8 protein-coding genes are annotated in these 12,247 nt (G+C 73.0%); 3 read left to right on the forward strand and 5 right to left on the reverse strand.

The annotated features are described in order from the left end of the window. Positions 1–21: 21 nt before the first annotated feature. A complete protein-coding gene (locus tag QQS16_RS37335; protein ID WP_286066972.1) occupies positions 22–1,614 on the reverse strand; it encodes a serine hydrolase in 1,593 nt (530 codons plus the stop codon). A gap of 105 nt (positions 1,615–1,719) precedes the next feature. On the opposite strand from QQS16_RS37335, the gene QQS16_RS37340 reads away from it, so the two are divergent. Next, positions 1,720–1,812, forward strand: coding sequence for a zinc-binding dehydrogenase (locus QQS16_RS37340; RefSeq protein ID WP_353479741.1), 93 nt, complete (start codon positions 1,720–1,722; stop codon positions 1,810–1,812). Between the two features lie 67 nt (positions 1,813–1,879). Here QQS16_RS37340 and QQS16_RS37345 read toward each other — a convergent pair whose 3' ends face one another. The 3 genes from QQS16_RS37345 to QQS16_RS37355 all read right to left on the reverse strand — a co-directional run bounded on the left by QQS16_RS37345 (position 1,880) and on the right by QQS16_RS37355 (position 9,199). Beyond that, positions 1,880–3,244: an FAD-dependent oxidoreductase gene (locus QQS16_RS37345; RefSeq protein ID WP_286066973.1), complete on the reverse strand. Its 1,365-nt coding sequence runs from the start codon at positions 3,242–3,244 to the stop codon at positions 1,880–1,882. 104 nt (positions 3,245–3,348) lie between these two features. Further along, positions 3,349–6,159, reverse strand: coding sequence for a SpoIIE family protein phosphatase (locus tag QQS16_RS37350; RefSeq protein ID WP_286066974.1), 2,811 nt, complete (start codon positions 6,157–6,159; stop codon positions 3,349–3,351). Positions 6,160–6,634: 475 nt separating this feature from the next. Continuing rightward, a complete protein-coding gene (locus QQS16_RS37355) occupies positions 6,635–9,199 on the reverse strand; it encodes a SpoIIE family protein phosphatase (protein WP_286066975.1) in 2,565 nt (854 codons plus the stop codon). A 345-nt stretch (positions 9,200–9,544) separates the two neighbouring features. On the opposite strand from QQS16_RS37355, the gene QQS16_RS37360 reads away from it, so the two are divergent. After that, on the forward strand, positions 9,545–9,922 hold the full coding sequence (locus QQS16_RS37360) for a luciferase domain-containing protein (protein ID WP_286066976.1): 378 nt from the start codon (positions 9,545–9,547) through the stop codon (positions 9,920–9,922). A gap of 142 nt (positions 9,923–10,064) precedes the next feature. On the opposite strand, the gene QQS16_RS37365 is transcribed toward QQS16_RS37360, so the two are convergent. Continuing rightward, on the reverse strand, positions 10,065–10,559 hold the full coding sequence (locus QQS16_RS37365; protein WP_286066977.1) for a lamin tail domain-containing protein: 495 nt from the start codon (positions 10,557–10,559) through the stop codon (positions 10,065–10,067). 155 nt (positions 10,560–10,714) lie between these two features. Here QQS16_RS37365 and QQS16_RS37370 point away from each other — a divergent pair, with 155 nt between their 5' ends. Next, positions 10,715–12,226, forward strand: a complete 1,512-nt coding sequence (locus QQS16_RS37370) for an MFS transporter (RefSeq protein WP_502963954.1) — start codon at positions 10,715–10,717, stop codon at positions 12,224–12,226. Positions 12,227–12,247 lie beyond the last annotated feature (21 nt).

Below are 12,247 nucleotides of genomic sequence, written 5' to 3' on the forward strand. Positions count from 1 at the left end.
GGTCGTGCGCCACGACAGTCCCTAGTCGCGCGTGAACGTGCCCAGACCGTTCTCGTCGAAGGCCTCGACGGTGACCCGGGTCGCCCTTCCGTCCTCGACGTCGCGGAAGGTGATGCCGGACGGACCGCTCGCGTTCTCGCCCACCGTCTCGAAGCTGAAGGTGTCGCCGTCGTAGTGGGTCAGCCGGAACGTGGTCGGTTTCGGCCCGAGCCGCAGGGTGAGGGTGTCGTCGGCCGCGGTGACGGTCAGCGGGCCGTAGTAGTCGTTGGCGTAGGTGCCGGTGTAGGCGGTGTCCGCGCGGGCGGCGGCGGCGTCCTTCGGGGGCTTGCCGTAGTCGGTGGGGGAGCGGGCCGCCTGCTTCTCCTGCTCGTAGACCTTGCCGGCCAGGTCGAGCCAGTCCGCTGTCGGCTTGCCGTGCTGGGCCGTGTCCAGGAAGTTCAGGGCGATGGAGTCGGCCAGGCCGACCGCCTCGCCGTTGGTGAGCACGACGATGCCGAGCTGTTCGCCGGGCAGCATGGTCACGTTGGTGTTCGCGCCCAGCGCGAAGGCGCCGGAGTGGCTCAGACGCAGGCGGCCGAGATCGTCGTAACTCACGTTCCAGCCCAGGCCGTAGAAGCCCGCGCGGCCGGCGGGGGCGGGCGGTGGGTTGGAGACGACGGCGGGCACGTGGGTGTGTTCCAGCGGCTCGGCCGGGATGATCCGGTCGTCGCCCAGCTCGCCGTTCGCCAGTTGCAGTCGCAGCCAGCGCGACATGTCCCGCGCGGTCGAACTCGCCCCGCCCGCGGGCGACTGGGCGTCGGCGTCGCGTACGAACCTGGGGTCCCACGTGCCGTCGGCGGCCTTGACGTGGGTGACGGCCTTGTTGCGTGCCGCGGCGAAGTCGTCGAAGCGGGAGCTGGTGGAGTTCATGCCGGCCGGACCGTAGAGCGTGTCCTCGGAGAGCTTCTCCCAGGTGGTGTCCTTGGCGTCGGCGACGGCCTCGCCGGCCGCGGTGACCCCGAAGTTCGTGTAGGCGTAGCTGTCCCGGAACGGTGTCAGCGGCTCGTACTTCATCCGGCCGAGGATGTACGACCGGTCGTAGCCGAGGTCCTCCAGGAGGTCCCCGGCGTGGTCGGGCAGTCCGCTGCGGTGTGCCAACAGATCGGCGACGGTGACGTGTTCGCTCACCCACGGGTCCTTCAGCGCGAAGCCGGGCAGGTGTTCCGCGACCGGGTCGTCCCAGCCGACCGCCTTGTCGCCGACCGCTCCGGCCACCACGGTCGAGGCCAACGGCTTGGACAGGGAGGCCAGCTGGAAGACCGTGTCGGGGTCGACCGGCGCGGACTGCCCGGTCCGGCGTGCCCCGAACCCCTGGAGGTGGACGACCCGGTCCTGATGGACGACGGCGACCGCGACGCCCGGCACGTCGGTCTTGTCCATACCGTCCCGCACGAGAGCGTCCAGCTTGCCGACGGCGGTGTCCACGTCCGCCCGGGTGAGTTGGGGCGGTGGCTGCGGCGGGGGAGCGGCTGCGGCGCTCGGCGCGGCCTGGCCGATCAGCAGGAGCGGAGCCAGGGCCGCCGCGGCGGCCGCCGTCCTGCGGTGGTGGTGGTTCGTGCCGTGTCCCACGCCCATGCACACCATTGAAGTCCAGGTTCGGGGCGTTGTCCTGTCGTGCCGTCCCGGCCCCGGCGGAGGCGGTCGCTGCCGGCCCGCCCCCTCCGCGACCTCAGGCCGGTCGTGGACCGGGTGTTCGGCCTGAACGAGATCGTCGAGGCGCATCGCTGCCCGGAGGCGGGCGGCCAGGTGGGCAAGATCGTCGTCACCGTCTGACCGGTCCTGAGCATGACGAGGGGTCCGGGGTGAACCCCCGGACCCCTCGGTGTCATCGGCCGGCGCGTTAAGCGCCGCTCTCCCGGAGCATGTCCTCACGCTCGACGATCTTCACGCGCTCGCGGCCCTGCGGCTCGCCCAGCGCCTTCTCGGCGGCGTCCAGGCTGTACCAGCCCTCCCAGGTGGTGAAGCGGACCTCGCGCTCGGCGAGGAACGCCTCCACGGCCTCGGGGTCGGGCGAGGCGGGCGTCTGCAGACGGCCGTTCGCGTAGTCGTCCAGGAGGTTCGACACCGTCTCGTTGGCGTCGCCCTTGGTGTGCCCGATCAGGCCCACCGGACCACGCCGGATCCAGCCGGTGACATACGTCGACTGCAGGTGCTCGCCGCTCTCCTGGACGACCCGGCCGCCCTGGTCCGGGACCGTGCCCGAGCCGAGGTCCCAGGGCAGCTTGGGCAGCTTGTCGGAGAGGTAGCCGACCGCCCGGTAGACCGCTGTGACGTCCCAGTCCTTGAACTCGCCGGTGCCCTTCACGTTGCCGGTGCCGTCCAGGGCGGTGCGCTCGGTACGCAGGCCGACGACCTTGCCGTCCTCGCCGAGGATCTCCGAAGGAGACTCGAAGAAGTGGAGGAAGAGCTTGTGCGGCCGGTCACCGACGTCCCGGATCGCCCAGTTCTCCAGGGTCTTGGCGACCATGTCGGCCTGCTTGTTGCCGCGTCGGGTCTCGATCGAGCCCTCGTCGTAGTCGATGTCCTCGGGGTCGACGATGACCTCGATGGTGGGGGAGTGGTCCAGCTCGCGCAGCTCCATCGGGCTGAACTTCGCCTGCGCCGGGCCACGCCGGCCGAACACGTGGACCTCCAGCGCCTTGTTGGCCTTCAGGCCCTCGTGGACGTTCGGCGGGATCTCCGTCGGCAGCAGCTCGTCCGCGGTCTTGGCGAGGATGCGCGCCACGTCCAGCGCGACGTTCCCGACGCCGAGGACGGCGACCTTCTCGGCCTCCAGCGGCCAGGTGCGCGGCACGTCCGGGTGGCCGTCGTACCAGGACACGAAGTCCGCGGCGCCGTACGAGCCGTCGAGTTCGATGCCGGGTATGGACAGCTCGCGGTCGGCCGTCGCGCCCGTGGAGAAGATCACGGCGTCGTAGAACGCGCGCAGGTCGTCCAGGCTGATGTCGGCCGGGTAGTCGACGTTGCCGAAGAGACGGATCTGCGGCTTGTCGAGCACCTGGTGCAGGGCCGTGATGATGCCCTTGATGCGGGGGTGGTCGGGAGCCACGCCGTAACGGATCAGGCCGAACGGGGCCGGCATCCGCTCGAAGAGGTCGATGGACACACCGGGTTCGGCGGCCACGTCGGACTTGAGCAGGGCGTCGGCGGCATAGATCCCGGCGGGGCCGGCTCCGACGATGGCTACCCGCAGGGGGCGGGGCATGATCAGTTCCCTTCGAGCGGCGATAGATCGACTCGATGGGAAGCCTAAACTAAGGCAAGCCTTAGTCGGTACGAGGGTCCAGTCTATGAGCTCATAAGGCGAACTTATGAGTGGCGGGGCAGGGTCTGCTCGGCCCAGATGACCTTGCCCGCGGGCGTGTAACGGGTGCCCCAGCGCTCGGCGATCTGCGCGACGAGGAACAGGCCGCGTCCGCCCTCGTCCGTCATGGCCGCGTACCGCAGGTGCGGCGAGGTGCTGCTGCTGTCGAAGACCTCGCAGATCAGCGTGCGGTCGTACAGCACCCGGACGTGGATGGGGCCGCCGCCGTGGCGGATCGCGTTGGTGACCAGCTCGCTCAGGATCAGTTCCGTGGTGAACGTCAGCTCGTCCAGGCCCCATTGGGCCAGCCGGCGGCTGACCGAGGCGCGGACCTCGGAGACGGCCACCGGGTCGGACGGCACCTGCCACTCCGCGATCCGGTCGGCGGACAGGGCCCGGGTACGGGCCACGAGCAGGGCGATGTCGTCGCTGGGCTTGGCCGGCAGCCGGGAGTCGAGAACCACCCGGCAGGTGTCCTCCGGCGACCGGCCGGCCCGTTCCAGCGCGTCCCGCAGCAGATCGAGACCCACGTCGATGTCGTGCTCGCGGTCCTCCACCAGCCCGTCCGTGTAGAGCACCAGCCGGCTGCCCTCGGCCAGTTCGAGGTCCACCGTCTCGAACGGCAGGCCGCCGAGCCCGAGCGGGGGGCCGGCCGGCACGTCCCAGAACTCCACGCTGCCGTCGGGGTGGATCAGCGCGGGCGGCGGATGGCCGGCCCGGGCCACCGTGCACCGCCGGGAGACCGGGTCGTAGACGGCGTACAGGCAGGTCGCGCCGGTGATCGGGGCGTTCGCTCCCTCCTCCGCCTCGTCCTGGTCGATCCGGGAGACCAACTCGTCCAGCAGGGCGAGCAGTTCGTCGGGTGGCAGGTCCAGCGCCGAGAAGTTGTGCACCGCCGTGCGCAGCCGCCCCATGGTGGCCGCCGCGTGCAGCCCGTGCCCGACGACGTCCCCGACCACCAGGGCCACCCGGGCCCCCGACAACGGCAGCACGTCGAACCAGTCGCCGCCCACGCCCGCCTGCGCCGGCAGATACCGGTAGGCGATCTCCAGGGCGTTCTGCTCGGGCAGCCTGCGCGGCAGCAGGCTGCGCTGCAACGTCACCGCCATGTTGTGCTCGCGGGTGTACCGGCGCGCGTTGTCGATGGAGACGGCGGCCCGGGCCACCAGTTCCTCGGCGAGCGCCGCCTCCTCCGTGTCGAACGGCTCGGGCTTCTCGGACCGCCAGAAGTTCGCCATGCCCAGCACCAGGCTGCCCGCCCGCAACGGCACCGTGATCAGCGAGTGGATGCCGTACTCCACCACCTGGGCGGAACGTTCGAGGTCCTGTGCCTGCCAGCCCGCGGCCTCGCCCAGCCGCGGCTCGACGACGGCCTGCCCCGTGGAGAGGCTGCGGGACTGCGGGGCGGAGTCGACGAGGCGGATCTGCTCGCCCACCGGATACAGCGGGGCGTCCTTGCGGATCCCGCTGATCGCCGTTCGGCGCAGGGTGCGCGCCGCCTCCGGCTGGCCGCCGCTGAGCACGGCGTCGAACAGGTCCACGGTGGCGAAGTCCGCGAACCGCGGCACGGCCAGCTCCGCCAGTTCCTCGGCGGTACGGGTCACGTCCAGGCTGGTGCCGACGGCCGCCCCGGCGTCGTACAGCATGTTGAGGCGCTCCCGTGCCGCCTCGGCCCGGCCGGAGAGGGCGCGCAGCTCGGTGGAGTCGCGCAGGGTGGCGACGGTGCCGGGCGGGCCGCCCTGACTGTCGGTGGTGCGCTGGTTGATCGCCAGCAGCCGGTCCTTGACCAGGTGCACCTCGTCGGTGGCGACCCGCCCGGAGGCCAGCAGGCCGGCCGTGTCGGGCGGCAGCGCCAGATCCTGGACATGCAGGCCCTCGGCGTCGTCCGGCAGGTCCAGCAGCCGGTGCGCCTCGTCGTTGGCGAGCAGCAGCGTGCCCTCGCCGCCGACGATGAGCACGCCCTCACGGACCGAGTGCAGCACCGCGTCGTGGTGCTCGTACATCCGGGTCATCTCGTGCGGGCCCAGGCCATGGGTCTGCCGCAGCAGCCGGCGGCTCACCAGCGCGGTGCCCGCCGTGGCCAGGACGAGGCCCGCCGCGGCGGCGATCAGCACCAGCGGCAGCTGCTGGTTGGCCGCACCGCCCACGTTCTCGGTCGTGATCCCCGCCGACACCAGGCCCACGACCGAGCCGTCGGCGTCCTCGACCGGGACCACCGCCTGCACCAGCGGGCCGATCGTGCCGTCGATCTCCTCGGTGACGGTGCGTCCGGCCAGCGCCGGCGCGAGGGTGCCGACGAACGTCTTGCCGATGCGGTCCGGCTTGGGGTGGGTGTAGCGGACGCCGTCGGTGTTCATGACGACGATGAAGTCCACCTTCGTGGCCTCGCGGGCCGCCTCCGCCCGGGGTTGCAGGACCGCCGTCGGGTCGGCGCTGCGCAGCGCCTCCACGGTCCCCGGCGCGTTCGCGAACGTCTCGGCGACGGCGACCGAGCGGTTGCGGGCCTCGGTGGTGCTGTCGTGCCGTACCTGGAGCACCAGCGCGCCCACCGCCGCCACGACCAGCAGCAGCACGATCACCACTTGAAGGACGAAGACCTGTCCGGCGACACTGCGACCGCCGACCGCCGACCGCAGGTCGGCCGCCGGCCCCCGCCGGCCCCCGCCGGCGTCCCCTCCCGCTGTGCCGGCCGAACCGTCCGACGCCCGCCCCCGGCGTTCGGGCGCCCCCGGAGCGCGGTCGGGCGCCCGGCGTGGGCGCGGACCGCTGGAGCGACGGGTCGGCCGGGCCCCGGAGCGACCCAAAAGTCGGACCATGTGCCCATGTCTACACTGCCGGGCCGCATGAGGCGAGGCCCGTCACGCCCCGTGACAGGCCACGAGCCCCGGCTGTGCGGCCCGGCCGCCCGCGCCTGACGCGGTCACGGGGCACCGCGCGGTGCGGGTGCTGGTGCCGTTGTCCGGCGTGCCGGGCTGTCGCGGTGAGCGGGTCGGCCGTTGCCGCCAGTGACCGGGCAGCCGGGGTGGGACGTGCCGTCCGCGGTGGTGGTCGGGTAGTGGTCGGGTGTCCGGGTCGGTTCGGCGGTCGGTTGTCTGGGCCGGGTCGTGGTGTGACGGTGTGGGCGTTGACCGGTGTCCGGGTCCGGTGGTGGTGGGTGAGTCGGGTTCCCGGGCGGTGCCCAGGCCCGGTGGTGGGTCAGCCGGGTGCCCGGCCGGTGCCCAGGCCGGGCGGTGGTGGGCGCGGTGGTGCTGGTCGGGACCGGCGGCGGGGCTGGTGCCGTCGTCCGTGGGCTCAGCGTGCCGTGCGGCGGGCGGCGAGGAGGAGGGCGATGTCGTCGGGGCGGTCGACGGTGTGCCGGGCGGTCGCGGTGAGGCGGTCGGCCAGGGTCGCCAGAGCCCGGGTTCCCGGCCGGGCGGCGGGGGCGCCCGCCTTGGCCAGGGCCACGCGCAGGGCGCCGATGCCGTCGTCGATGTCGCCGCCGGGCCGTTCCACCAGTCCGTCCGTGTACAGCGCCAGCACCGCGCCGAGGTCCATGCGCAGCTCCGTCACCGGGTAGCGGGCCCGCGGATCCACACCCAGCACGACGCCGCCGGGCAGGTCCAGGACGTGGGTGCGGCCGTCCGGCCGGCGCAGCAGCGGCTGCGGATGCCCGGCACGGGCGGCCCGGGCCACACCGGTGGCGGGATCCAGGCGGACGTAGCAACAGCTGGCGAACAGCCCGGGGTCGAGGTCGATGAGGAGGTGGTTGGTGCCGCTCATCACCTCGTCCGGCGGTCGGTCGCCGAGCGCGAACGCCCGTACGGCACTGCGCAGCTGGCCCATCGTCGCCGCCGCCTGCACGCCGTGCCCCTGGACGTCGCCGATGACCAGGGCCAGCCCGTCCCCGGCCTCGATGACGTCGTACCAGTCACCGCCCACGTCCATCCCCTGGGTGCCGGGCAGATAGCGCCCGGCGGTCTCCACCTGCGGATGCGCCGACAGCCGCTGGGGGAGCAGGGCCTGCTGGAGCCCCCGGGCGAGCGCGGCCTCCGTCTCGTAGCGCCGCGCCTTCTCCATGGCGTGCGCGATGAGCCCGGCGAGCGCGGTGAGCACCGTGCGCTCCTCGGTGCTGAAGCTGCGCGGACGGTCGAAGCCGAGGATGCAGGAGCCGACCGGGCGGCCGGAGGCGATCAGCGGCAGGAACGCGCGGGCGCCCTCCGTCGCGTCCAGCGGCAGGTCGGGATAGGCCGCGGTCAGCTGTTCCATCGAGTCGAAGAACAGCGGGCGGCCGGTGGTCAGCGTCTCGACCCCGGGCATCCGGGCGTCCAGGCCCACCCCGTCGAAGGGGCCGAGGAACCCCTGGGGGAAGCCCGACTCCCAGGCCAGGTACAGATGCCGTTCCTGCAACAGGTAGATGGCGAGCCGCCGTCCGCCGAACGCGGGCAGCACCTCGCGCATGACGACGGCGGAGACCTGCTGGGCGGTGACCGCCTCGGTCAGCGCGATGGCGAGGACGATGGGCCGGTACTCGGGCGCCAGCGCGGCGGGGACGGACGTGTCCGGCGACCCCGGCGCGAGGGCGTCGGACGCGAGGGCGTCGCGAGTGGACCCCGCGGAGCCGGCGTCCGCCGGGGCTGCGTCCGCCACGCGGCTCGCCGGGCGGACCATGCAGGTCAGCCGGTCCTCGCCCGGATACACCGAGACGGACAGCCAGTCCCCCTCGGACGGCCGGTCGGCGGGCTCGGGATCGAGGTCCGGAGGCCGCCGGACGTGGAAGTGCACGGCGTCCGGCGCCAGCAGGGCCGCGCGCAGATGGTCCTCCACGTCGGACCGGCCGAACCACGGCACGGTCTCGAACAGCGCCCGCCCGAGCAGGGCGGTCCGGGGGCGGCGCAGCAACCGCGCGGCACGCGGATTCGCGTAGACGACCAGACCCGCCCGGTCCAGACAGAACACGCCGTCCGGCAGCAGGTCCGCCGCCGCGTCGGCGGTCGCGCCGGGCCCCGGGTCGAGGACGACACCCTTGACGATCCCCGTTCCGGCCCACGCCCCCGACAGGTCGGCCGCGTCCTCCGCGCTCCACAGGTCCATCAGCCGTAGCGCACCGCCCGCGGTCCGCAGGTACAGCGGCAGGGTCGGCGGGCGTCCGGCGGCCGTGGCGCGCAGCGCGGCCAGCACGAGATGCGTGTCGGAGGGCGCCACGGCGCGCGCGAACTGCTCCGCGGAACCGGGGAAGCCGGCCGGCCCCACACCCAGCAGGGTGTGCAGCCCCTCGTCCACGGTCAGTTCCGCCGTGGCCGGATCCCAGGCGAAGCGGCCGAGGCGCTCCACCGGAGGACGCGTGGCGGACGGACGTACGCACAGCGGATCGTCGTCCCAGACGACGGCCTCCCCGCCGCCCTCCAGCGCGCGCAGCGCGGATCCCAGCTCCTGGGCCAGCCGGGTCATGCGGTCCCGGCCGCTCATCAGGTCGGCGGCGTCCGCGGTGGCGGGCCGCAGGACGGTGAGGACACCGAACGGCTCGGGTCCGCTCCCGACCGGCACGTAGAGGGAACCGAACGGGAACGGCAGACCCGCCGCGAACTGCGGGTAGCGGCGCATCGTCTCGGTGGCGTTCGGCAGGACCACCTGGACGCCCAGCCGATACGCGTCCGAGACCGGGAAGGGGCGGTCCACGTGCAGTCGCCACCAGGGGCGGAACAGGGGGCCGGGCAGCCCGGCGAGCACGGCCAGCCGCAGCAGCCCGGGCGTACCGGACCGCAGGTAGATCCCACCGGCGTGGCCGCCGGCGGCGCTGATCGCCTGCGTCGAGGCGTCGATCAGCAGCTCCGTCAGCCTTCCCGGCGTCGGAGGTGCGTCCGCGGCGCTCCCAGTCATCGGCCCTACCTCGTCCGTGAGCCGTCACACGGGCGACGACACAGCCAGAATGCGCCACGGGGCCCCCGACGCGCATCCGCTCGGACGGAACATCCGCACATGGCCCGCCGTGCGGGTGACCGCTTCGGCCGGGCATCGGCCCACGACTCGCCGTGAGGACGCCCGCTTCGACCGGGACAGCTGTGCCCTGTCCGCCGGCCGGCGGGTTCCCCGGCCCACCGTGGCCACCCGGCAGCGGGCCGCCGACATGGCACCGAAGAGGGCAACGGGCCGCCGGAGGCTACGCCTTGGTCACGGTGCCCTCACACCTTGATGGCCGCCCGGTGATCCGCGCATGATGAAGGCATGACGACTGGCTTGCGGGCCATGACCCGCCTGGCGGACTGGCCGGACCTCGTGGAGGCCCGGCCCAGTTGCGGCAGGGGGCGTGCACTGCGCACCCACAGCACCGAGATCGCGCACTTCCACTCGGACCGCACGGCCGACGTACACCTGTCCGCGCCGGCCATCTGGCGCCTGCGGGGCGACCTGCAGGGCTCGACCGCGCTGCGCCTGATACCCGGCTCCGCCTGGGTGACGGTCCGCCTGGAGTGCGAGTCGGACATCGATCTGCTCATGACGCTGGTGAGCGTCGCCCTCAAGGCCCACCAGGGGAGCCCGGCCGCTGATCCGGCGCCCTCCGTCCGGTGCAACGACCACCGCCGGGTGGCGATCACGTTGTGAGGGGCCGGTGACGCGCCGTCGGCGGTGGAAGTCGATGTAGCCGTGCCGGTCGGGGCCCGTCGGCGGTGGAAGTCGATGTAGCCGTGCCGGTCGGGGCCCGTCGGCCGTGGAAGTCGAACGTAGCCGTGCCGGTCGGGGCCCGTCAGCCGTGGAAGTTGACGTAGCCGTTGCGGTCGGGGTCGGAGCCGTTCCGGGTGTAGGCGTGCACGTCGGCCCGGCTGCCGGAGGGCTTGTAGAAGTAGATCGTGTCCTTGTCGTTGTTCCACATGAAGTTGCAGTTCTGCCGGTACACCACGTTGTTCGCGTCGGAGTCGGTGCCTCTGCCGCCGCGCAGCTTCACGTGGTCGCCGGGCTGCAACGAGTGGTCGGCGGTGAAGGCGAAGCGGTTGCCTGCCTCGTCCTTGACCACGTAGCCCTTGAGGTTGACGGTCGTCGCGGACGAGTAGTTCTTGATCGTCAGGTACTCGTTCCTGGTGTTGCCGGTCGTGCAGTTGTTGGAGTCCGAACCGGGCGCGTCGTACTGGACGCCCTTGAGCTTCAGGGCCGAGGAGTACTCGGCGGCCTGGGCCGGCGCGGCCGCCACGGCGGCTATCAGGCCGACGGTGGCGGTGGCCGCCAGGACATGGCGCATACGCATGGGAAATCCCCCCAGTGGTGCGAGCAGAGCGGCAGCAGCCTACTTGTTCGGTGAACGCCTCATGACGGAAACGTGTGGAAATCGTGAAGTGAGCTGATCCGTGCGCTTCGGGATACTCAGGGAGGCGGGGAAGGCCGACGGGGAGAGGAGCCCGGGTGAGCACGGAGACGAAGGCGGACGGCCCGGCAGGAGGCCCGGCGACCGTCAGCGAGGGAGCCGACCCCAGGCGGTGGAAGGCCCTGTGGGTGACGCTGGTGGCCGGGTTCATGAGCCTGCTGGACGTGACGATCGTCGCGGTGGCGCTGCCGTCCATGCAACGCGACCTGCACGCCTCGGCACCCGCCATCCAGTGGGTCGTCTCGGGATACGCCCTCACGTTCGCCCTGGTCCTGGTGACCGCCGGGCGGCTGGGCGACGCGATCGGCCGGCGCCGGATCTTCCTGCTGGCGCTGACGGGGTTCGTGGTGTGCAGCGCGGCGGCGGGCGCGGCCCCCTCGATCGAACTGCTGGTCGTGGCCCGGCTGGCCCAGGGCGTCGCCGCGGGCTGTCTCGCCCCGCAGAACTCCGCCCTGATCCAGCAGATGTTCCGGGGCGCCGAACGCGGCCGGGCGTTCGGCCTGTTCGGGGCCACGGTGGGTATCTCCAGCGCCGTCGGCCCGGTCGTCGGCGGACTGATCCTGATGCTCGCCGACGGACCGCAGGGCTGGCGCTGGATCTTCTACGTCAACGTCCCCGTCGGAGCGCTCGCCCTGGTGCTGGGACTGCGGCTGCTGCCGAGGATCGCTCCCCGCCGCGGTGAACACCTCGATCTCGCGGGCGTCGCCCTGCTCGGCTGCGGGGTGCTGGCGGTGATGCTGCCCCTCGTGCTCGCGGAGTCCGGCGGCGTGCGGAGACTGTGGTGGCTCTTCCTCGCCGGGGCAGCCCTCCTGGGGGCCTTCGCCCGCTGGGAACGGCGGGTCGCCGCGCGTGGTCGACAGCCGCTGCTCGATCCCCAGCTGGTCACCGGCACCCGCGGTTACGCGGCCGGGGCCGCCATCGCCACCCTGTACTTTGTCGGGTTCAGCGGCGTGTGGCTGGTGTTCGCCCTGTACTTCCAGAACGGTGAGGGATTCTCGCCGCTGCGGTCGGGACTGGCGGTGACCCCGTTCGCCATCGGCTCCGCCCTCGCCGCCGTGGTGGCCGGGCGTCTGGTGGAGCGGCTGGGACGGCTGCTGACCGTGTGCGGCCTCGCCGCCGTGGCCGTCGGACTGGGCGGGGCCGCCCTGAGCCTGCGCTTCGCCCCCGCCGGCCTCGCGGTGTGGCTCGCGGCCCCCGCCCTGTTCGTCGGCGGCCTGGGCAGCGGCTGCGTGATCTCGCCGAACGTCACCATGACCCTGCGGGACGTACCGGTCCGGATGGCGGGCGCGGCGGGCGGCGCCCTCCAGACGGGGCAGCGGCTGGGCGGAGCCGTCGGTACGGCCGCCCTGCCGGGCCTGTTCTACCTGGTGCTGAGCGCCGGCCCGCACGACTACCGGTCGGCGGTCGCGGTCGCGGTGGGCTGCGGCATCGCGCCGGTGCTGGGCGCGCTCGGGGTGGGCGCGCACGACTGGCTGCGGGACCGCAGGGCACGACGGGATCCGTGCCCGCCGGAGTTGTCCCACAGTCCCGTGCACGCGAGTCATGGCTGATCGCCGGCCCGTGCGGGCGCG

This window comes from Streptomyces sp. ALI-76-A, assembly GCF_030287445.1.
GTDB lineage: Bacteria > Actinomycetota > Actinomycetes > Streptomycetales > Streptomycetaceae > Streptomyces.